13 protein-coding genes, 2 tRNA genes and 4 rRNA genes (1 of these 19 cut by a window edge) are annotated in these 22,285 nt (G+C 58.0%); 9 read left to right on the forward strand and 10 right to left on the reverse strand.

Annotation, left to right across the window (positions count from 1 at the left end):
- The 6 genes from C2E19_RS01680 to rrf (C2E19_RS01705) all read left to right on the forward strand — a co-directional run.
- Positions 1 to 108 (forward strand): 16S ribosomal RNA (locus C2E19_RS01680); it begins 1,429 nt to the left of the window's first position.
- 81 nt (positions 109 to 189) lie between these two features.
- Positions 190 to 266: transfer RNA gene (locus C2E19_RS01685), tRNA-Ile, on the forward strand.
- A 30-nt stretch (positions 267 to 296) separates the two neighbouring features.
- Positions 297 to 372: transfer RNA gene (locus tag C2E19_RS01690), tRNA-Ala, on the forward strand.
- A 247-nt stretch (positions 373 to 619) separates the two neighbouring features.
- A 23S ribosomal RNA gene (locus tag C2E19_RS01695) occupies positions 620 to 3,513 on the forward strand.
- A 168-nt stretch (positions 3,514 to 3,681) separates the two neighbouring features.
- Positions 3,682 to 3,797: ribosomal RNA gene (gene rrf / locus C2E19_RS01700) — 5S ribosomal RNA — on the forward strand.
- 105 nt (positions 3,798 to 3,902) lie between these two features.
- Positions 3,903 to 4,018, forward strand: a 5S ribosomal RNA gene (rrf, locus tag C2E19_RS01705).
- The 16S, 23S and 5S rRNA genes sit together here with 2 tRNA genes alongside, the layout of an rRNA operon.
- A gap of 72 nt (positions 4,019 to 4,090) precedes the next feature.
- Here the strand turns inward: rrf (C2E19_RS01705) and C2E19_RS01710 are convergent.
- From C2E19_RS01710 to C2E19_RS01725, 4 genes are all read right to left on the reverse strand, one after another.
- Positions 4,091 to 5,269, reverse strand: a complete 1,179-nt coding sequence (locus C2E19_RS01710; RefSeq protein ID WP_129387241.1) for a PepSY domain-containing protein — start codon at positions 5,267 to 5,269, stop codon at positions 4,091 to 4,093.
- A 77-nt stretch (positions 5,270 to 5,346) separates the two neighbouring features.
- Positions 5,347 to 7,851: a TonB-dependent siderophore receptor gene (locus C2E19_RS01715; protein WP_129387244.1), complete on the reverse strand. Its 2,505-nt coding sequence runs from the start codon at positions 7,849 to 7,851 to the stop codon at positions 5,347 to 5,349.
- Between the two features lie 88 nt (positions 7,852 to 7,939).
- The gene (locus C2E19_RS01720) at positions 7,940 to 8,941 is read right to left on the reverse strand and encodes a FecR domain-containing protein (RefSeq protein ID WP_129387248.1); all 1,002 of its coding nucleotides are present in this window, start codon (positions 8,939 to 8,941) and stop codon (positions 7,940 to 7,942) included.
- Positions 8,941 to 9,441: a sigma-70 family RNA polymerase sigma factor gene (locus C2E19_RS01725; RefSeq protein WP_129396075.1), complete on the reverse strand. Its 501-nt coding sequence runs from the start codon at positions 9,439 to 9,441 to the stop codon at positions 8,941 to 8,943. Before C2E19_RS01725 ends, C2E19_RS01720 begins: the two co-directional genes overlap by 1 nt.
- A 312-nt stretch (positions 9,442 to 9,753) precedes the next feature.
- Here C2E19_RS01725 and C2E19_RS01730 point away from each other — a divergent pair, with 312 nt between their 5' ends.
- Positions 9,754 to 11,634 (forward strand): methyl-accepting chemotaxis protein, encoded by a 1,881-nt coding sequence (locus C2E19_RS01730; RefSeq protein WP_129387251.1) that lies wholly within the window; start codon positions 9,754 to 9,756, stop codon positions 11,632 to 11,634.
- Positions 11,635 to 11,745: 111 nt separating this feature from the next.
- On the opposite strand, the gene C2E19_RS01735 is transcribed toward C2E19_RS01730, so the two are convergent.
- From C2E19_RS01735 to C2E19_RS01755, 5 genes are all read right to left on the reverse strand, one after another.
- On the reverse strand, positions 11,746 to 12,213 hold the full coding sequence (locus C2E19_RS01735) for an SRPBCC family protein (RefSeq protein WP_129387254.1): 468 nt from the start codon (positions 12,211 to 12,213) through the stop codon (positions 11,746 to 11,748).
- Between the two features lie 22 nt (positions 12,214 to 12,235).
- Positions 12,236 to 15,628 carry a non-ribosomal peptide synthetase gene (locus C2E19_RS01740; RefSeq protein ID WP_129387257.1) on the reverse strand — a complete coding sequence of 1,131 codons (3,393 nt, stop codon included), beginning with the start codon at positions 15,626 to 15,628 and terminating at the stop codon, positions 12,236 to 12,238.
- 13 nt (positions 15,629 to 15,641) lie between these two features.
- Entirely contained in the window at positions 15,642 to 16,571 is a 930-nt protein-coding gene (locus C2E19_RS01745; protein WP_129387260.1) for a diiron oxygenase, read from the reverse strand.
- Positions 16,568 to 17,341: a DUF3050 domain-containing protein gene (locus tag C2E19_RS01750; RefSeq protein WP_372238454.1), complete on the reverse strand. Its 774-nt coding sequence runs from the start codon at positions 17,339 to 17,341 to the stop codon at positions 16,568 to 16,570. The genes C2E19_RS01745 and C2E19_RS01750 overlap by 4 nt, the downstream gene beginning before the upstream one ends.
- A 749-nt stretch (positions 17,342 to 18,090) precedes the next feature.
- Positions 18,091 to 18,801 carry a GntR family transcriptional regulator gene (locus C2E19_RS01755; protein ID WP_129387266.1) on the reverse strand — a complete coding sequence of 237 codons (711 nt, stop codon included), beginning with the start codon at positions 18,799 to 18,801 and terminating at the stop codon, positions 18,091 to 18,093.
- A gap of 197 nt (positions 18,802 to 18,998) precedes the next feature.
- Here C2E19_RS01755 and lapG point away from each other — a divergent pair, with 197 nt between their 5' ends.
- Both lapG and lapD read left to right on the forward strand, forming a co-directional pair.
- Positions 18,999 to 19,691 carry a cysteine protease LapG gene (lapG, locus tag C2E19_RS01760; protein WP_129387269.1) on the forward strand — a complete coding sequence of 231 codons (693 nt, stop codon included), beginning with the start codon at positions 18,999 to 19,001 and terminating at the stop codon, positions 19,689 to 19,691.
- Positions 19,692 to 19,705: 14 nt separating this feature from the next.
- The gene (lapD, locus tag C2E19_RS01765; RefSeq protein ID WP_129387272.1) at positions 19,706 to 21,652 is read left to right on the forward strand and encodes a cyclic di-GMP receptor LapD; all 1,947 of its coding nucleotides are present in this window, start codon (positions 19,706 to 19,708) and stop codon (positions 21,650 to 21,652) included.
- Positions 21,653 to 21,863: 211 nt separating this feature from the next.
- Here the strand turns inward: lapD and C2E19_RS01770 are convergent, their stop codons facing one another.
- Positions 21,864 to 22,202: a tryptophan synthase subunit beta gene (locus C2E19_RS01770; protein WP_129387275.1), complete on the reverse strand. Its 339-nt coding sequence runs from the start codon at positions 22,200 to 22,202 to the stop codon at positions 21,864 to 21,866.
- Between the last annotated feature and the right edge of the window lie 83 nt (positions 22,203 to 22,285).

A 22,285-nucleotide genomic window follows, 5' to 3' on the forward strand; every position in this document is an offset into this window, starting at 1 on the left:
GTAGCTAGTCTAACCTTCGGGAGGACGGTTACCACGGTGTGATTCATGACTGGGGTGAAGTCGTAACAAGGTAGCCGTAGGGGAACCTGCGGCTGGATCACCTCCTTAATCGACGACATCAGCTGCTCCATAAGTTCCCACACGAATTGCTTGATTCATTGAAGAAGACGAAAGAAGCAGCCCGAAATTGGGTCTGTAGCTCAGTTGGTTAGAGCGCACCCCTGATAAGGGTGAGGTCGGCAGTTCGAATCTGCCCAGACCCACCAATTTTGTGTGGGAAACGCCTGTAGAAATACGGGGCCATAGCTCAGCTGGGAGAGCGCCTGCCTTGCACGCAGGAGGTCAACGGTTCGATCCCGTTTGGCTCCACCACTACTGCTTCTGAAGTTTGAAAGCTTAGAAATGAGCATTCCATCGTTGTGATGATGAATGTTGATTTCTAGTCTTTGACTAGTTCGTTCTTTAAAAATTTGGGTATGTGATAGAAAGATAGACTGAACGTTACTTTCACTGGTAACGGATCAGGCTAAGGTAAAATTTGTGAGTTCTCTTAGTTGAGAAATTCGAATTTTCGGCGAATGTCGTCTTCACAGTATAACCAGATTGCTTGGGGTTATATGGTCAAGTGAAGAAGCGCATACGGTGGATGCCTTGGCAGTCAGAGGCGATGAAAGACGTGGTAGCCTGCGAAAAGCTTCGGGGAGTCGGCAAACAGACTTTGATCCGGAGATGTCTGAATGGGGGAACCCAGCCATCATAAGATGGTTATCTTGTACTGAATACATAGGTGCAAGAGGCGAACCAGGGGAACTGAAACATCTAAGTACCCTGAGGAAAAGAAATCAACCGAGATTCCCTTAGTAGTGGCGAGCGAACGGGGACTAGCCCTTAAGTGGCTTTGAGATTAGCGGAACGCTCTGGAAAGTGCGGCCATAGTGGGTGATAGCCCTGTACGCGAAAATCTCTTAGTCATGAAATCGAGTAGGACGGAGCACGAGAAACTTTGTCTGAATATGGGGGGACCATCCTCCAAGGCTAAATACTACTGACTGACCGATAGTGAACTAGTACCGTGAGGGAAAGGCGAAAAGAACCCCGGAGAGGGGAGTGAAATAGATCCTGAAACCGTATGCGTACAAGCAGTGGGAGCCCACTTTGTTGGGTGACTGCGTACCTTTTGTATAATGGGTCAGCGACTTATTTTCAGTGGCGAGCTTAACCGAATAGGGGAGGCGTAGCGAAAGCGAGTCTTAATAGGGCGTCTAGTCGCTGGGAATAGACCCGAAACCGGGCGATCTATCCATGGGCAGGTTGAAGGTTGGGTAACACTAACTGGAGGACCGAACCGACTACCGTTGAAAAGTTAGCGGATGACCTGTGGATCGGAGTGAAAGGCTAATCAAGCTCGGAGATAGCTGGTTCTCCTCGAAAGCTATTTAGGTAGCGCCTCATGTATCACTGTAGGGGGTAGAGCACTGTTTCGGCTAGGGGGTCATCCCGACTTACCAAACCGATGCAAACTCCGAATACCTACAAGTGCCGAGCATGGGAGACACACGGCGGGTGCTAACGTCCGTCGTGAAAAGGGAAACAACCCAGACCGTCAGCTAAGGTCCCAAAGTTATGGTTAAGTGGGAAACGATGTGGGAAGGCTTAGACAGCTAGGAGGTTGGCTTAGAAGCAGCCACCCTTTAAAGAAAGCGTAATAGCTCACTAGTCGAGTCGGCCTGCGCGGAAGATGTAACGGGGCTCAAACCATACACCGAAGCTACGGGTATCATCTTCGGATGATGCGGTAGAGGAGCGTTCTGTAAGCCTGTGAAGGTGAGTTGAGAAGCTTGCTGGAGGTATCAGAAGTGCGAATGCTGACATGAGTAACGACAATGGGTGTGAAAAACACCCACGCCGAAAGACCAAGGTTTCCTGCGCAACGTTAATCGACGCAGGGTTAGTCGGTCCCTAAGGCGAGGCTGAAAAGCGTAGTCGATGGAAAACAGGTTAATATTCCTGTACTTCTGGTTATTGCGATGGAGGGACGGAGAAGGCTAGGCCAGCTTGGCGTTGGTTGTCCAAGTTTAAGGTGGTAGGCTGGAATCTTAGGTAAATCCGGGATTCTAAGGCCGAGAGCTGATGACGAGTGTTCTTTTAGAACACGAAGTGGTTGATGCCATGCTTCCAAGAAAAGCTTCTAAGCTTCAGGTAACCAGGAACCGTACCCCAAACCGACACAGGTGGTTGGGTAGAGAATACCAAGGCGCTTGAGAGAACTCGGGTGAAGGAACTAGGCAAAATGGCACCGTAACTTCGGGAGAAGGTGCGCCGGTGAGGGTGAAGGACTTGCTCCGTAAGCTCATGCCGGTCGAAGATACCAGGCCGCTGCGACTGTTTATTAAAAACACAGCACTCTGCAAACACGAAAGTGGACGTATAGGGTGTGACGCCTGCCCGGTGCCGGAAGGTTAATTGATGGGGTTAGCTAACGCGAAGCTCTTGATCGAAGCCCCGGTAAACGGCGGCCGTAACTATAACGGTCCTAAGGTAGCGAAATTCCTTGTCGGGTAAGTTCCGACCTGCACGAATGGCGTAACGATGGCGGCGCTGTCTCCACCCGAGACTCAGTGAAATTGAAATCGCTGTGAAGATGCAGTGTATCCGCGGCTAGACGGAAAGACCCCGTGAACCTTTACTATAGCTTTGCACTGGACTTTGAATTTGCTTGTGTAGGATAGGTGGGAGGCTTTGAAGCGTGGACGCCAGTTCGCGTGGAGCCAACCTTGAAATACCACCCTGGCAACTTTGAGGTTCTAACTCAGGTCCGTTATCCGGATCGAGGACAGTGTATGGTGGGTAGTTTGACTGGGGCGGTCTCCTCCTAAAGAGTAACGGAGGAGTACGAAGGTGCGCTCAGACCGGTCGGAAATCGGTCGTAGAGTATAAAGGCAAAAGCGCGCTTGACTGCGAGACAGACACGTCGAGCAGGTACGAAAGTAGGTCTTAGTGATCCGGTGGTTCTGTATGGAAGGGCCATCGCTCAACGGATAAAAGGTACTCCGGGGATAACAGGCTGATACCGCCCAAGAGTTCATATCGACGGCGGTGTTTGGCACCTCGATGTCGGCTCATCACATCCTGGGGCTGAAGCCGGTCCCAAGGGTATGGCTGTTCGCCATTTAAAGTGGTACGCGAGCTGGGTTTAGAACGTCGTGAGACAGTTCGGTCCCTATCTGCCGTGGACGTTTGAGATTTGAGAGGGGCTGCTCCTAGTACGAGAGGACCGGAGTGGACGAACCTCTGGTGTTCCGGTTGTCACGCCAGTGGCATTGCCGGGTAGCTATGTTCGGGAAAGATAACCGCTGAAAGCATCTAAGCGGGAAACTTGCCTCAAGATGAGATCTCACTGGAACCTTGAGTTCCCTGAAGGGCCGTCGAAGACTACGACGTTGATAGGTTGGGTGTGTAAGCGCTGTGAGGCGTTGAGCTAACCAATACTAATTGCCCGTGAGGCTTGACCATATAACACCCAAGCAATTTGCATGCTCCAAGCTGAAAAGCGAGAGAGACCAGATTGCGGTGTGTGAAGACGAAACGAACCGAAAGTTCGATGTTCACAAACACCGAAAGCTATCACATACCCAATTTGCTGAAGCGAGGCCGTCCGGCCACGACTCAGTACCCGAATTTCTTGACGACCATAGAGCGTTGGAACCACCTGATCCCATCCCGAACTCAGCAGTGAAACGATGCATCGCCGATGGTAGTGTGGGGTTTCCCCATGTGAGAGTAGGTCATCGTCAAGATTAAATTCCGAAACCCCAATTGCGAAAGCAGTTGGGGTTTTGTTTTAGTAGAAGTAACCGTTTTTGCTGGCTTGTTACCGTGTTGACGAGTCAGATACAGAATTTCTTGACGACCATAGAGCGTTGGAACCACCTGATCCCATCCCGAACTCAGTAGTGAAACGATGCATCGCCGATGGTAGTGTGGGGTTTCCCCATGTGAGAGTAGGTCATCGTCAAGATTAAATTCCGAGACCCCTGTCTGCTAACGCAGACAGGGGTTTTGTCATTTCAGCGCCTGCAAAAACCAATAATCAGATTGCTTTGCGTGCCTTGCTGATACGTCGAGCCTGCCATTTGCGCCACCAGATGTAGACGCCAGTCCCCGACAGCCCCGCAATCAAAATACCTAATACCGCGATCATCACTTGTCCGGTAACGCCAATGATTCGTCCACCGTGTATCGGCAACTGCAACCGATAGAACTGCTCCCCCAACGTGCCTTGCCCTGCGATCTCCTGTCCCAACAATCGTCCGTCCGTGCCATGAAAGAACAACCAGGATTTGCCATGCGCTTCTGTGTCGTGTTGCCCAAACCCTGCGCCGTAGAAGTTGTACTCAAAGCTGTAATACAACTCCCCGATTGCCGCCGTCAGTCCTAATCGGTTCCCCTCCTGCAACGCCCTCTCATATGCCTGTTGATAACTCAATTGCGTCACGCCCAACTCCGCAGGAGGCATTCGTCCCCGCGCTTCATAGACGCTCGGCTCAATCGGTGAAAACAACGACACTACAGGCTTGAATACCTGACTCGGCAAATTCATGGCCACACTGCTGATTGCGATCGGCAGCAACAACAGCCACAACCACAATCCCCCCGCACGATGCAGGTCGAAGTTAAGTCGATAGGCATGCCCGCTTTTGACCTTCCACGCCGTCGACCACTTCTTCCAGAATGGCTTTCCACGCGGCAGCGTCAGCCATAACGCGACAAAACAATCGATCACCCAAGCGATGGCAACCAGGCCCATCAGCCACAATCCCCAATTCCCCGGCAATGTCAGGTTGTAGTGGAACTCGAGAATGAACGGGACAAAATTCTCCCGTTGAAAACAACACTCGCCCCAGTACCGTCGACCTTTCTCTTCGGCACTCACCGGATCCAGATAGAACACCTGATTACGCTCATCGAACGGCTTGCCGGTCGCCGGATCATTGCGCGCGACAGCCGCCAGCAATGCGGTATGCCCCGCCTCATGCGGATACTCCATGTACCAGACCTGCAGCTTCGGATGCGCAGCTTGCAACGTATCAACCAGATCGCCCGGTGGCAGTTGCGTCCCCTGTGCAGAGGCCGAATAAAACTGCGGATTCAACCATTCATCAAGCTCATGGTTGAACGCCAGAATGCTCCCGGTGACTCCGGCCAGGAGTAAAAATACCGCCGTGGCCAAACCTATATAGCGATGCAGCAAAACCAGAAATGCGCGCATGAAAAATTTCCCTTCAGATACGACAAAGCCAGCCCCTGAGATTCAGGGGCTGGCTTTTTTATGCACAGGACAAAAACTTAGAACTGGTAACTGACCGTCGCCGCGACGTTGCGCTCTTCGCCCATGTAGCAGAAATTCAGGCTGGCGCAGGAGGCGACGTAGGACTCGTTGGTCAGGTTGTTCGCATTCAAGCGTACGTCGACACCCTTCAAGCCCACCTTGCCCAGGTCATAGCCAATCGAAGCGTCGAACAATGTGTAGGACGGCACCTTCAAAGTATTTTCCGCATCCGCCCAGCTGTAGCCGACATAGCGCACACCGCCGCCCAGGCGCAGACCATCGAGTGCTGCGCTGTCGAATTTGTAGTCAGCCCACAGCGATGCCATATGGCGCGGAGCCTGGGTCGGAGAGTTGCCCTTGTTTTCGATGACGTCGGTTGGCGTGCTCAGCGTACTGACCATCGACTTCGAGTACTCGATATCGGTGAAGGTGTAGCTGCCGAGCACTTTCAGGTTGTCGGTCAGCTGCATATGCGCTTCAAGTTCCAGGCCTTGAGAGCGGACTGCACCAACCGCGCGATAGAAGTTTTCCTGCGGCAGTTTGGTTGCCAGGTTCTCCTGATCGATACGGAACAGCGACGCGGTGAACAGGTTGTCAGTACCCGGCGGTTGATACTTCAGGCCGACTTCCCACTGCGTGCCATCGGTAGGTGCCAGTGGATTACCGGCACTGTCGGCATAGGAGTTCGGGTTAAACGACTCGGAGTAGCTGATGTACGGCGCCAGGCCGTTATCGAACAAATACAGAGCACCGGCGCGGCCAGTGAGTTTGGTGCGGCGGTCATTGATCTCGGTGCCTTCCGGGCGCCCCGCTTCGGCGATGCGGTTTTCGTCGGAGGTCTCGACCCAGTCCTGGCGCAGGCCCAGCGAGAAGCGCCATTTATCCATTTCGATCAGGTCTTGCAGATACACACCGGTCTGCTCCAGACGACGCAGATAGCTGGTATCGCCGTACATATCGATCGCCGAGTTGCCATACACCGGATTGAACGCGTTGATCGGCGCGAGGCCGCCGCTGGTCCAGTCGACCACGGTCTTGCGGCGCTGATAGTCCGCGCCCATGAGTACCGTGTGCTTGGTGGCGCCGGTGAAAAATTCAGCCTGAAGCATATTGTCGACGATGAACGCATGCAGTCGCTCGTCACCACCGGTGTAATAGCGGTTCAGCTCGTTGCTGGTCGGTGTGGTCCAGCCATAGGCATAGACCTGATCCATGTTCACTTTGGAGTCGAGGTAACGGAAGTTCTGCCGCGCGGTGAAGACATCGTTGAAGCGATGTTCGAACTGATAACCGAAGGATTGCTGATCACGCGAATAACCATCGATGCCCGGCTCGCCCTCGAAGAAATGCGGCGAGATGCGATTGCCATTACGCTGATGAATCGTGCCATCCGCCGGCACGCCACCGTGGTAGCCGCCATCCGGATCATGTTGCAGATAAGCCTGCAGGGTCAGCGAAGTATCTTCATTGAAATCGATGCTGACGGTCGGCGCCAGGGCGAAGCGCTTTTCTTTATTGTGGTCGAATTGGGTGTCGGACTGATCCGTTAAACCGATCAGACGATAGGCGATGCGCTTGTCGTCATCGATCGGGCCGCTGAAGTCGAAACCGACCCCGCGCTGCCCCTGCGTGCCAACCGTGGCCTGGACCTGATGGTAAGCCTCGTACAACGGCTTTTTGCTGGTCAGTGCCACCAACCCGCCCGGCGAACTGCGGCCGTACAGCACCGAAGATGGCCCCTTGAGAATATCCACGCGCTCAAGGAAATACGGATCGACCTGCATGGTGCTGTAAGTGCCGCTGTCGCCCATCGACTTGAGGCCATCGAGGTAGATGTTATCCACCGAGCCGTCGTTGAAACCGCGCATCGCCACGTAGTCGTAACGGTGCGTTGCGCCATAGGGGTTGGTCAGCACGCCGGGGGTGTAGCGCATCGCCTGTGAGACGGTTTGCGAGCCCTGGTCGTCCATTTGCTCGCGAGTGACCACGGACACGCTTTGCGACGTTTCCAGCAATGCGGTACTGGTTTTCGTGGCGATCTGGCTGTGTGTCGCGTTGTAGCCGTCCATGCTGCCCAGCGCGTTGCCGAGGGCGAAGCCTTTGATATCGGTGGTCGGTAAAGCCAGCGCTTCGGTCTCCGCGATCGGGCGCAGAATGTAGCTGCTGCCATCCTGGCTGAGAGCTTCCAGACCCGAACCGCCGAGCAAATGGCTCAGCGCCTGATCGGTTGAATACTCGCCCTGCACACCCGGCGATTGGCGTCCTTGAGTCTGCTGTGGCGTCATCGACAGGGTGATGTCGGCCTGACGCGCGAACTGATTCAGCGCTTCGCCCAACGGCCCGGCAGCAATGCTAAAGCGCTGGCCGACTTCACTGTTGGCAGTGCCGGCCGCCAGACTCACGCTAGGCAACACCGCCACACCCAGGGCGGTAGAAAACAGCGCCGCCCGAACGGCATGGCGCAACAGGCCCGATTCGGCCGTGAAATTCAGAGGGTTTTTACTGGTGGCGCGGACAGTCATTGTAGGTTTCCGTAGGAAGTCGCAAACGCTTGAGTTGAAGTGCTTACTGACTAAGCCGGACTTGCTGCAAAAACCCGCCAGAATAATTTCAGGCCACTCGCTCCAGCGTCACCCACCAGCGCGTGCGATAGCGCAATTGCACTGGCAAGGTCTGCGGCAGCACCGCCAGCAGCTTGTCGGTGTTCTCCAGGCGGAACACGCCGGACAGGCGCAAGTCCGCGACTTCCGCTGCGCAGGTGAGAAAGCCCTGGCGATAACGCCTGACTTCAGCGAGGAAATCGCCCAGGCGCATATTGCGCGTGACGATCAAGCCGTCGACCCAGGCACCGACATCCATATTCAGCAGCGGCGCTGGCCGCACCTGACGCCGGTCGATCAGATAACTTTGCCCGGCGCGCGCTTCAATCGAAGTGCCACCGGCGTGAATGGCGACACGCCCGCTGGTCACGCTGAGCCGCGTGCAATCGTGCTCCTGACGCAGGATGAAGCGCGCATCGAGCGGCTCATAAGTGCCGTGACGGTTCTCTACACGCAGCGGTCGATGAACCGGTGCGCCTTCATCCGCGCCGCCACAACTGACGATGATTTCGCCACGGCTCAGTTTGATCAGTCGTTGTTGCGCCGTGTAATCGAGATCCACGGCACTGGCGGTATTGAGTTCGAGCCGCGTGCCATCGGGTAACTGAAAGCCGCGCCGCTCACCGGTCGCCGTGGCGTAATCGGCGCTCCATTGCTGCCACGCCGGGGTGTCTTTGGCCAGCCACGCGGCAGAGCCCATCAACAACGCGCCCGACAGCAGCTTCAGCGCCTGTCGCCGTCCCAGGCCTTGCGCGCTGTTTTCCAGGGTGTTCAACGCCACGTGCGCACCGGGTACGGCGCGCAGGTTATTGCTCAACTCGGCTTGCAACGATTGCACCCGTTGCCACGCGAGTTCGTGCTCATGGTGCTCGGCGCGCCACTGCTCGCACTGGCGGTTGAGGCGCGAATTGCCGTGGTTGTTGCGCAGGCGCAGCAACCAGTGAATGGCCTGCTTGACCACTTTTTGCTGGGGCTCGGCGCGTCGGCCAAGTGACAGGTTATCCACCGGCATCAGCTTGCGTACCGCAATACATAGCAATGAAACAGCGCATCGGCGACGTAGCGTTCCACTGAGCGAAGCGACAGGCCCATTTCTTCGGCAATCTGCTTGTGAGTCAAACCTTCGCACTGCGCCAGGAGAAATGCCTGACGCACTTTCGGCTTCAATCCTTCCAGCATGCGCGCGATGCTTTCCAGCAGTTCGATCACCAGCGCTCGGGCTTCGGCACTCGGGGTTTGGGCTTCAGGCAAGTGGGCGATGGCTTCGAGGTAGGCGCGTTCGATCTCCTCACGACGCCAGTGGTCGATCACCAGCCCGCGAGCAATGGTGCGCAGAAAGGCGCGTGGTGCTTTGAGTTCGAGGCGTTCGGTACGTTGCAGCAGGCGGACAAAAGTGTCCTGCGCCAGATCCGCCGCATCTGCGGCATTGCCCAGCCGTGCGCGCAGCCAAGCGTTGAGCCAGCCATGGTGACTACTGTAAAGCGCCTGTACGGCAAACTCAGGTGAGGACATGAACGCGACAGCCCGGACGTCACAAATGATAATTAGTCGCATTGTCAGCAAGGGTTGGATAATTTGCAACTGCCGCTCGAACATCAACCCTGAAAATTTCTGTCGCAGCCGCTCTGGCACGCCGTTCGGCGGGAATCCGGCACTAATTCCATCCATTTCCCATTCGACCCTAAGATTTCTCCGACACGTGCCGACAGACTGGTGAGACATGCGTGCACCAAAGTAGAGCGGCCAGAAGAACGCTGCCTGCGCTGTACATGGAATGTTGCAACCGGAACGCATCCCCACTTTTGGCATAAGAAGTCCCATGAAATGAATCTCAAGTTCAGCCATAAAATTCTGTTGGCCGCCTCGGGCGTCGTGGTCCTGGCGTTCGCGCTGTTCACCCTCTACAACGACTATCTGCAGCGAAACACCATTCGCCAGAACCTTCAGTCCTCCGTACAGCAGGCCGGCGATCTGACCGCCAGCAGCGTGCAGAACTGGATGAGCGGGCGGATTCTGGTGTTGGAAAACCTCGCGCAGAACGTCGCTCACCAGGGCAAGGACGCGGACTTCCCGGGTCTGGTCGACCAGCCGGCGTTCACCTCGAACTTCCAGTTCACCTACGTCGGCCAGGCCAACGGGGTATTCACCCAGCGTCCTGACGCGAAGATGCCGGACGGTTACGACCCACGTCAGCGCCCTTGGTACAAGCAAGCGGTGGCCGCCGACAAAACCATGCTGACGCCGCCATACATGGCAGCTGTCGGCGGTTTGGTGGTGACCATCGCCATGCCGGTGAAAAAGAACGGCGAACTGCTCGGCGTCGTCGGTGGTGACCTGAGCCTGGAAACCCTGGTGAAGATCATCAACTCGGTGGACTTCGGTGGCCTCGGCCACGCGTTCCTGGTCAGCGGCGACGGTCAAGTGATCGTCAGCCCGGACAAGGATCAGGTGATGAAGAACCTGAAAGACATCTACCCGAACTCCAGCGTGCGCATCGAGAAGGGCAACCAGAACGTGGTGCTCAACGGCCAGGAACGAATCCTCTCGTTTACTCCGGTCAGCGATCTGCCGAATGCGCAGTGGTACATCGGTCTGTCGATCGACAGAGACAAAGCCTACGCTGCACTTAGCCAATTCCGTACGTCGGCGTTGATCGCGATGTTTGTCGCCGTGGCGGCCATCGCGCTGCTGCTGAGCCTGTTGATCAACGTCTTGATGCGTCCGCTGACCACCATGGGCCGCGCAATGCAGGACATCGCACAGGGCGAAGGCGATCTGACTCGTCGCCTGGTGGTCGAAAGCAAAGACGAATTCGGCGAACTGGGCAGCGCATTCAACCAATTCGTAGAGCGGATTCACGCCTCGATTTCCGAAGTGTCCTCGGCGACCCGTCATGTGCATGACTTGTCGCAGCGGGTGATGGCTTCGTCCAACGCCTCGATCGTCGGCTCTGACGAGCAAAGCGCACGCACCAACAGCGTCGCGGCCGCGATCAACGAACTGGGCGCTGCCACGCAGGAAATTGCGCGCAATGCTGCCGATGCTTCGCAGCATGCCAGCGGCGCGAGCGAGCAGGCCGATGACGGTCGTCAGGTGGTCGAACAAACCATTCAGGCAATGACCGAGCTGTCGCAAAAGATCAGCCTGTCGTGCACCCAGATCGAAACCCTGAACGCGAGCACCGACAACATCGGCCACATCCTCGATGTGATCAAAGGCATCTCGCAACAGACCAACCTGCTGGCGCTCAACGCCGCGATCGAAGCGGCGCGTGCTGGTGAGGCCGGGCGTGGGTTTGCGGTGGTGGCGGACGAGGTGCGTAACCTTGCCCATCGCACTCAGGAGTCGGCGGAAGAAATCCACAAGATGATCACCTCGCTGCAGATCGGTTCGCGCGAAGCGGTGACCACCATGAACGCCAGCCAGGCCTCCAGCGAGCAGAGCGTGGAAGTAGCCAATCAGGCCGGTTTGCGTCTGGTCAGCGTGACTCAGCGCATCGGCGAAATCGACGGCATGAACCAGTCGGTGGCAGCGGCCACTGAAGAGCAGACCGCCGTGGTGGAAACCCTCAACGTCGACGTTAACCAGATCAACCTGCTGAACCAGCAGAGCGTGGCCAACCTCAATGAAACGTTGAAGGATTGTGATGCGTTGTCGCAGCAGGCCAACCGCCTGAAGCAACTGGTCGACAGCTTCAAGATCTGACCGCGTTATCGTTCTTCGCGAGCAGGCTCGCTCCCACATTTGAAATGTATTTCCCTGTGGGAGCGAGCCTGCTCGCGAAAGCGGTCTGACAATCACCGCAAAGCCGAAGCCTTAAACAAACAGCTTCAATACATTCCCCATCGCATCATCGGCAAATCCCTGCACAAACTCCTTGAACCCCGGCAGCGCTTCTTCGCCGCCCGAGGCCGGCTCGGCAATGATCGTCCACGTCGCCCGGGATCTACCTTCGCTCAGCGATTCGACATTCATCGCCGCCCACAGATTCGCCACCCCCAACGTGTTGTAAATCGTCGTCCAGGTCATGCTCCGTGCATGCTCATCGCGGGAGTTCAGTTGCTCGACTACGACGTTGCCGTCCTTGAAGCATTTCTTGCGCAGCGAAGACACGCCTTCGCCAATCAATTCGATGTGCGACAGCGCTGGAATGAAGCGATCGAAACCGCCGAAGTTGCCGACCACCGCCCAGACTTGCGCCGCGTCTGTCGGCACTTCCACCGACGATACAACGTGGCAACCATGCGGGTTTTTGATCAGGGTGTCGGGTTGCAAAGTGCTCATGGTGTTGCTCCTTTTTGATGAACTAGATGAAGTTGATTTCTTTCAGGTAATCGCAGCCGCGACGCAGCAGCGCCGGGGATTTCTGCGGGTAGTGCGCGCCCATCTGCTGCACGCCGGCCTCGGCGTTGGCGTGGCCGATCAGCGAGATGTCGCCGATGTCTTCTTCAAAACCGTTGAGGTAGAAGCCGAGTACGCCGAACAGCGCGTTGTCGGCATCGACGCGGCCCAGTTGCTGCTGCCAGTCGGCGACGCTGACCAGCGCGAACTCGCTGCCGGTTTCGCGGAACGAAGCGACGTAGGCGTCCCAGCTCAGCGGCTCGGGGTTGTGCAGATTGAACACCGCACGTTCGGCCGAATAACGGCTGGCGTGGAAGGCGATGAAGCGAGCGAGAAAGTCCACCGGCATCAGGTCGAAATTCAGCGCGAAAGCCGGCACCTGGCCGAGCTGAATCGAACCCTTGAGCATCAGCATCAAACGGTTTTTGTGCGGTTGGCAGACGCCGCTCAGACTGTTGAAACTGATGTTGCCGGGGCGATACAGATTGACCCGCACACCACGCTCCCGCGCCCGTTCGAGGATGCGTTCGCCGACCCATTTCGACAGGTTGTAGCCGTTGCGAATGTAGATCGGCGGGGTGGGCGCGGCCGGCAATTCCAACACCCGCCCCGCGTCATCGACCGTGCTTGACGCCGACAGCGTCGAGACAAAATTGAAGACCTTTTTGCTTTGCCCTTCACACAGCCGCAGCAAAGCGAAAATCGGCTCGACGTTGTCTGCCGCCAGCGACTCGTAATCGAGTACGTGATTGACGTTCGCGGCGTTGTGCACCAGCGCGCCGAACTCGCGATCGAGGCGTTGGTAATCTTCGTCATTCAGGCCCAGTTGCGGGCGGGTAATGTCTGCCGCGTAAACCCGCACCCGACTCAGGTCCAGATGCTCCAGACGATTTTCCCGCAGTGACTGAGCAAACCGTTGCGCCGCTGTTTGCCCCCCGCCATCACGCACCAGACACGCCACTTCGCTGGCGCCCCAACCGAGCAGCGCCTCGACGATGTGGACGCCGACAAAACTGTTGGCACCGGTGACGATCACCCTGTGCACATCGCCCATGCAATTGATCGGCAGCGGCTCGATATCCAGCGTGCGCTCGGCGTCGGCCATGGCCTGGGCGCTGAGCACGGCGCTGTCGTCAGTGCCGCGAACCAGAGTCGCGAGCTTGATGATGGTCGGCAGCTCGATGAAGCGATTGATCGAGATGCTGCGGCCGAACTCCTCTCGCAAACGCAGCAACATCCGCGACAACAGAATCGAATGGCCGCCGAGATTGAAGAAGCTTTCGTCGGTAGAAATGTCGCTGCCCGGCAGCTCCAGCAACTCGGCCCAGATCTCCAGCAGCAGTGCTTCGTCGGCATTGGCCGGCAGGCACTTCGGGCCGTTGTCCTGCACGCTCACTGGCAGTTCCAGCAAGGCTTTGCGGTCGACTTTACCGTTGCTGGCGAAGGGCATGCTGGCCAGCTCGGTCCACGCCACCGGTTGCATGTAGTCCGGCAGAAATTGCTGGGCGTGAGCTTTCAGTGCATCGCGGGCAGTGCCTGCTTGCGGTTGGGCGAGGAACGCCAGAATCCGCCGCTGACTGTCGATCACCACTGCCACTTGCCGGTACAGCTGGCTCTCGCGCAGGCAGCGTTCGATCTCTTCCGGCTCGACCCGAAAACCGCGAATCTTCACCTGATTGTCGCGCCGCCCGCACAGCTCAATGCCATGCTCGCCCCACTTGGCCATGTCACCGCTGCGGTAGGCGCGCAGCGTTTGGCCATCCGGCAGTTGCAGGGTCAGATAACGTTCGGCGGTCTGCTGCGGGTTGTTCAGATAGCCGAGGCAGACACCGGGGCCGACGATGAACAACTCGCCGACGGTTTGCTCCGGCACTGGCTGCAAATCGTCATCGAGAATCAGCACCTGGCTGTTGGCGATGGGCGCGCCGAGGCTGCGGTTGCTGTCACCCGGTTGCAGTTGCCGCGCGGTGATCAGCACCGTGGCTTCGGTCGGGCCGTAGAGATTGTGCAGGGTGCCCTGGCGGGTCAGTTGCTCGATGACAAACGGCTCGCAGACATCGCCGCCAGTCATCACTTGGACGCCTTGCAGTTGCTCCAGCGGCAGGATGCTCAACAGCGCCGGCGGCAGGAAGGCGTGGCTCAATTGTCGCCGACGGATCAGCGCCACCAGTTGCAGCGGATCGCGCCGTTGCGTGTCATCGGGCACCACCAGTTCGGCACCTGCGAGCAGGCTCGGAAAGATGTCGATCAGCGACGAGTCGAAACTCAGCGAGGAGAATTGCAGCACCCGGCTCTCGGCGCGCAGCTGCACGTAGTCGGCGTACCACGCGGTGAAATGGGCAAGGTTGGCCTGACTGAGCAAGACGCCTTTGGGATGCCCGGTGGTGCCTGAGGTATAGAGCGCCATGCACGGCGCATCGAGCTCAGGGCGTTGGCGCAGCAACGGCTGGTTGAGATCTGCCGCAGCGCTGTCGATGCCACAGACGTCCAGCCCCGCCATCGTTGTGCTGAGCGGATGCACGCCATCGTGCAGCAACAGTAGCGCGCTAGCGTTCTGCAGGATGTATTGCTGGCGCTGCAATGGATGGCTGGGTTCCAGCGGCAGGTACACCGCACCGCTGCCGAGAATCGCCACAATCGCAGCAAACAACTCAGGGCTTTTCGGCAGGCAGATGCCGACCACCCACGGCTGCGGATATTGCTCCAGCAACGACAGCAATCGCTGTTGGATGGCGCGGCTGTGGGTGTGCAGTTGGCGGTAGCTGATCGACTGCTCGGCGAGGTGCAGCGCCGGGCGTTCGGCATGCTGGATGAAGCTCTGTTGCAGACGCTCGATCAGCGGGATTTGCGCCTGTTCCAACAGCCGCTCATTCGCTGTGTCATTGCAACGGTGGACGTAAGCCAGACTGTCGAGAAACAGTAGGTTTTCCATGCGTTCGAAATCCGGCACCCGCATCGACGCGGCCTGCTGAAAATATTCCGCGTCGCGGGAAAAGCGGCTGACCAGCAACGCCACTTCGTCCACCACCTGCGTCAGTACCCGCTGGCGCAACGCCTGGCCGTTGCCGGACGGCTCATCGCCAATCGGTACGCGGCTGATCAGTGACGAGCCGAGAAAGCACAGCAGGTCGAGCGAGGGTAAACCCGCAAGGCTCGGTGCACCGACACCCAGACGCAGATGCAGGTGGGGGATGGCGCAGTGATCACCGGCGCCGATGAAGCCGTCGTCGATGATCAGATTCACCGTCGATTGCGCCGCGCCACTGCGCGTCAATGTATGCCCGTGTTGTTCCAGTTCCTGCGCCAGGGCGGTCATGGCCCGGCTGGTGCCAATCAGCAAAATGTCGAGACGTTTCATGTCGGCCTCCTCATCAAACCAGGTAGTCGCGCAGGGCGTGCTGTACGCACGGTGTGTCGAGCAGCGAGCTGTTGTGAAAGAACTTCACGATGTTGCCCACCAGCGGGTGATGGCGATTGATCGGAAAGGCCAGCCCGGTCATTTCCTCCTGCAGCGCGCGACGCGTCGCGGCGCTGACCGGCAAGGCGTCGATCAGGCGCAGATCGAAGGTTTTCTGGATGTCATTGGTCAGGTAATGGCCGATGAACACCGGCAGGATCTGCGCAATGGTCGCGCGATCCGCGTCGCTGGCCGTGTGCCAATAGATGCGCACCATCCGCGCCCAGAAACTGGAGTGGCGACCTTCGTCGAGCAGGTGGTCGGCCATCAGGCCTTTGATCGACGGTTTGACCGTGTCATCGCGGGCGAACGCCGCAACATCGCCGGTCACGGTGTTCTCGGCGATGGCCACGCAAATCAACTCCACGGCACTGCGCAAGTGCTCCGGTGCCAGGGCCACGGCGGCGGGAATCGCCCGGCTCAGTTCGATTTCGTCGGGCAAGCGGATCGGCTCGATGCCGGTCATCGCGACCGTCTGCTGCATGAAATCCATGGCCACCAGCGCGTGGTAATCCTCGTCGACCACCACGGTCATCGCGTCGTAGCGACAGGCGAACGGGAAGGCCACGGCGAAGCGATTCTTGGCGATGCTGCGAGCGGTCTTGTCGACGATTTCCGTTTCGAAAATCACCACATCGTTGATGAACTTGTACAGCGTCTGCACCAGGGCGAAATCACGCTGTTGCGGGCATTCGCGCAGAAAGGTTTCGCTGAGCACCAGCGGTTGGCGACTGAGTGGATAGATCAGGCGCTCGTCGTCCTCCAGTACACGTCGAGGACGGGTGCGAATGGTTGCGCGACTCTCCCAGACATCCGCGAAAGATTGATAGTCGGCGGCGTTCATTGGGCCACCTCGGCCAACGGTTCGCGCATGCTCAGGCGCAGGCCGTCCCACAAGGCAATGCGGCTTTCGACGGCAGCGATGGCGCTGGCGTAGACCTCGGCCTCGCGTTGCGCGTCGCCGTCGACCAGACGCTCCAGCAGTTGCTCCGCCGCCGGGCCGTGATCCTCGGAATCGACCTCGATGTGCCGTTCCAGGTAATAGCGAAAGGTCGGCGCCTGCTCGATGCCGATGCCCCAATCGTCGAGGATGCGCTGGAACATGGTCGGGATCACGCTCTCGCGACCGTGCAGAAATGCTGCGGCCACGCTGTGTCCCGGCGCATGCAGGGCGATGCGCAAGGTGTCGCGGACGAATTGTGCAGCCGCCGGATCAACGTCGACACTTTGCAACGCCACGTCATAACTCACGCCTTCCTGCTGCAGGGCGACAAAGCGCTCCACCGCGGTGGTGCTGGCGCCAATTTCGCGCATGGCATCCAGGTACAACTCGAAGTGGCTGTAGTGACCCTCTGCCAGGCGATCGTCGGACTCCTCACCCAAGACGATTTCGTTGATCAGCCGGGCGGCATGCGGATCGCGCGGCGGTAGCCAGGGCAAGCGGGTGCAGGTCAGTTCCTGCTGCAGACGCTTGGTCAGCGACATGAAGTCCCATACCGCAAATACGTGGGTCTCCATGAACCGACGCAATACCGATAGCGAAGTGATCTCGGAAAAGATCGGGTGAACACTTAGTTCAGCTTTTTTCAGGGCGAGTTGGTTCTTAATGGGCATCATGATGTCCTTTATCATTGATATGAAATGGAACTGCTCTTTCAACTACGCAATCAATGCTGCAGTGACTTGTTCATGTCGAGGCTGCAAACTGGATAACGTCCTGCGCGAATGGCCGAAAGTTGCTAGTGCCAGTCTGCAGCGCTCTGGGCTGGTGGCCGTAAAGCCGCAGTCACTGCGGGTTAAGCGTTAGGCATGTGCCGGAATGAATGGCGAAGTTCAAACTCGGCGAGGAAAAACTAATACAAGCGGAAAGTGTTTAACAAGTATATTTTGAATTATTTTAAGTTGGCTGTTTTTTGAATATGAAGAGTGCCAATAAAACTTTTGCTTCAAGTTTTATTTGGGCGTAGTTGCTCCTTTCGGCCAATAACGGCCAAAATTGATCGACAAGAGTGAATGCCTCACTCGAAGCAACTTTCTACTGAAGAGAATTAAGAGTTTTAAAGGGGCGAAAGTTGGCCGTGACCGGCGCCTGTACTTCCTTTTCCCGTGACAAGGCTCCTTCCGTAGGTTCCTGGTGCGGGGACTGCGCCGACGATGCGGTGCGTCGCCCGTTCTTTATTGGGTTGGCGGATCAAGAGTGCGGGTAAATTGCCGCCACGGCTATTACCGATTGGTGATCGCCAAGGGCGAAATCGGACTGAGCGGCGCAGGAAGGTTAGAGCGGGCGCGCCAATCCGCCACTGGCTTTCGTGGTGGATCGGTCGAGGGATTTGTAAGCGGGTGATTCGTCGGTAGCGACGGGCTCAGCGCGAGGTTTTGCGGCTTTGGCTGGCGGGGCTGGCAAGGAAGCGTGTAATGACATCGACACCGCGATTGAGGTGATGCACCAGCAACTTCACCGAGCCTTCGATATCACCCGCGATTGCCGCTTGCAGCATCGCCCGGTGGTCGTCCTGAGACAGCTTGCCCAGGCCCATGGCTTCGAGATTGAAACGCAGGAAGCGTTCTTCTTCGTTAAGCCCGTCTTCGACCAGCCGTAACAGGCGCCGGTTTGGCGCCTTGCTGTACAGGGCCATGTGAAACAGGCGGTTGAGCCGGCCGATTTCACTATAGTCGTGCTGGCGCTCCAGCTCTTCGATATAAGCGGCGGCGCGTTCGTGGTCGGCACTGGTCAGCAACGGGATCGACTGCCGCAGAGCTTCGGTCTCGAGCAGAATTCGCAGTTCATAGGTTTCGGTCGCATCGCCCTGAATCAAAGGTGCAACCACTGCGCCCTTGTGCGCGGTAACGCTGAGCAATTCCTGCGCTTCGAGCTGGCGCAAGGCTTCGCGCACCGGCATGCGGCTGACCCCGAACAGATCGGCCAGATCCTGCTGGCGCAAGGCAGTACCGCAAGGCAAGCGCCCATCAAGGATGGCGGCGCGCAGGGTTTCCTCAATGACCGAACGGGCAAGATGCGCAGGGATCGGCCCATCGACTTTGATGCTGTGCAGCGGTTTGGGCTTCTGTGTCACGACTACGCACCCTGTTGTCGGCTGAATTTGGATCCAAATGACACTAGTGATTGCTCTACAGGTTGTCAAACCGTGTAGAAGAACTCCGTTACATTTGCAGTTTAGCGCGGTCGCGATGATCTCATGGTGCCATTGTTTTTTAGCCGGCTAAGCTTCACCATCAAACGCTTTCTATCCTGCCCCCCTGGAAACCTGCTGTGGCGGTACGTTTCGCGATCCCCCGGACTCTGCGCTGGCTCGGCTGCGCACTGCTGCTGGCCGGCGTCATGCTGGGCGGTCTGCATGCCGATTGGGATTTTTCCGCGATCAGCCGCAAAGCCACCGCACTCTACGGACCGCTGGGCGCCGGGCAGCAACGCATCGATGCCTGGCAGAATCTGCTGGCCACCCAACAGCAGGCCAGCGAGATGGAAAAGCTCAAAGTGGTGAACCTGTTTTTCAACAAGCAGGTGCGCTACGTCGAGGACATCGATCTGTGGCACGAGGTCGATTATTGGGAAACGCCGATCGAAGCGCTGTGGAAGGGCGCCGGCGACTGCGAAGACTACGCGATCGCCAAGTATTTCAGCCTGCGCCATCTCGGGGTGTCCAGTGACAAGCTGCGCATTACCTACGTCAAGGCACTGCGCCAGAACCGCGCGCACATGGTGCTGACTTACTATGCCACCCCCGATGCGATGCCGCTGGTGCTCGACAGCCTGATCGACCCGATCCAGCCGGCGTCGCAGCGAACCGATTTGCTGCCGGTCTACTCTTTCAATGCTGAAGGACTGTATCTGCCCGGGGCCAAGGGCAATAAAAAGGTCGGTGACACCAAACGCCTGTCGCGCTGGCAGGATGTGTTGAAGAAAATGCAGGCCGAAGGTTTTCCGGTCGAGACGACTAACTAGGAGCATGCGCTCAGATGTCTTTGTTCAAACAGCTGTTGATCGCTATCTGTCTGTTCCTCGTGGTTGCCTTTACCGGCAGCTTCATGGTCAGCCTGGAAAGCTCGCGCACCCAGTACGTCAACCAGTTGCGCTCCCACGCCCAGGACGCCGCGACGGCGCTGGCGTTGTCGTTGACGCCGAATATCGATGACCCGGCGATGGTCGAGTTGCTGGTCAGTTCGATTTTCGACAGCGGTTACTACGCGAGCATCCGTGTGGTCGATCTGAAGACCGACCAGCCCATCGTCGAACGCAGCGGCAGTCCGGTGGTGAGCAACGTGCCGCAGTGGTTCGTCAATCTGATCGGCCTGGAACCGGCCGGTGGCGATGCGCTGGTCAGCCGTGGCTGGGAGCAGGCTGCAAGGGTCGAGGTGGTCAGCCATCCGATGTTCGCCGTGGCCAAGCTGTGGCAAAGCGCACTGGGCAGCCTTGGCTGGCTGTTGATCTGCGGCGCGGTGAGTGCGGTGCTCGGGGCGCTGCTGCTGCGCCGGCAGTTGAAGCCGCTGGACTACATGGTCCAGCAATCCCACGCGATTGCCCGCCGCGAGTTTCTCAGCTTGCCTGAACTGCCGCGCACGCCTGAATTGCGTCGCGTCGTACAGGCGATGAATCAGATGGTCGAGAAGCTCAAGGCGCTGTTTCAGGAACAGGCCGAGCGCAGTGAAAAACTGCGCACCGAGTCTTATCAGGACAACCTGACGGGGTTGGCTAACCGGCGCTATTTCGAGATGCAACTGAACAACCGGGTGAGTAACCCGGAGCAGGCCAGCTCTGGTTATCTGTTGCTGTTGCGGGTGAAGGATCTGGCCGGGCTCAACCAGCGCCTCGGTGGGCAGCGCACCGATGAACTGTTGAAAGCGGTCGGTGAGCAACTGTCTCGCGAATGCGCCAAGTACCCGGAAACGCAGAACCTCGTCACGCGTATTCGTGGCGGTGAATTCGCCGTGCTGGCGCCGGGACTGGTGCGTAAGGAGGCGCTGCAACTGGCGCAGAATCTCGACAACGCCCTGAGCAGCCTGCACGCCACGGGGGCTACCGATGTGCCGGCGGTGGCGTCGATCGGTCTCGCGCCGTTCGCTCACGGCGACTCGCCGCAAGCGGTGCTCAGCCTTGGCGATCAGGCGCTGGCGCAGGCTGAGGGGCAGGGTGAGCAGAACTGGGCGTGCATCGATCAGAGCCTGAATGCCGATGTCGGTGACGATCACCATGCCTGGCATCGCTTGCTTGACCAGGCCTTGAGTCAGCAGCGTTTCGAGTTGTATTTCCAACCGGTGGTAGCGGCGCAGGACACGCAACTGGTGCTGCACTACAAAGTGCTCTCGCGCTTGCTCGACGAACAGGGCCAGACCATTCCGGCCGGGCGCTTCCTGCCGTGGCTGGAGCGCTTCGGCTGGACCGCGCGGCTCGATCGGCTGATGCTCGAACGTGTGCTGGAGCAGATGAAAGGGCATGAAGAGTCGCTGGCGCTGAACCTGTCTTCGGCGACCCTGGGCGATCCGCAGGCATTGAACAAAGTCTTCGAAATCCTCCGGGCGCATTCCAACCTCGGCGCGCGACTGACCCTTGAGATCGGCGAGGAGCAATTGCCCGAGCAAGCGGTGCTGGAGCAGTTGACCCGACGTCTGCGCGAACTCGGCTTCTCCCTCAGCCTGCAACGTTTTGGCGGCCGCTTCAGCATGATCGGCAACCTGGCGCGGCTGGGGCTGGCGTACCTGAAGATCGATGGCAGCTACATTCGTGCGATCGATCAGGAGAGCGACAAACGCCTGTTCATCGAAGCGATCCAGCGTGCGGCGCACAGCATTGATCTGCCGCTGATTGCCGAGCGGGTCGAGACGCAGGGGGAGTTGTCGGTGATTCGCGAGATGGGCTTGTATGGGGTTCAGGGACAGTTGTTGGGTGAGCCCAAGCCTTGGCGGTGAGTCATCGCAAAAGCAACCCTCACCCTAGCCCTCTCCCAGAGGGAGAGGGGACTGATTGGGGGATATTCGGGAAGTACGCCGACGTGAGCGATTTGTCTTGAATCCATAATCGACCCGGTTTTTCAGGTCGATGTATAGCGCCACACAACTTGATCGGCTCCCTCTCCCTCCGGGAGAGGGCTGGGGTGAGGGGCTTTTGATTCTGAGCGGATCAGATCAACCCGCTTTCATCTTCATCGATCAACTGGCTCAAGCCGCCCAACGCTTCACGCGCCTGGGTCCGGTCCATCAGTTTGGCCTGCGCCGCCGGCGGCAGGTCGGTGACGCGAATCACGCCTTTCTGGGTCAACACCTGAATCAGGTCGTCGAGTACCCGAATCATTTCAAAGTCGCTCTGCTTGAGCTGTTTGAGGCTGTTTTCCACGGCTTCGTTGGCGTACCACGCCTGGATTTCGTGGTGGTCGGCAGGCAGCGTTTCCGTGGCCTCGGCGTAGGCCGCGGCTTCCACGCGAATCAACTGGCCTTGCGCATCGCGTTGCACGTAAAACATTGAGCATCCCTCAGAAATGAACCAGCGTCATGCTGTCAGCAGCATAGCCAACTGCGCGCGAGTATGCGGTGCGGCGACGCAAT

Source organism: Pseudomonas sp. DTU12.3 (genome assembly GCF_004124275.1).
GTDB lineage: Bacteria > Pseudomonadota > Gammaproteobacteria > Pseudomonadales > Pseudomonadaceae > Aquipseudomonas > Aquipseudomonas helmanticensis.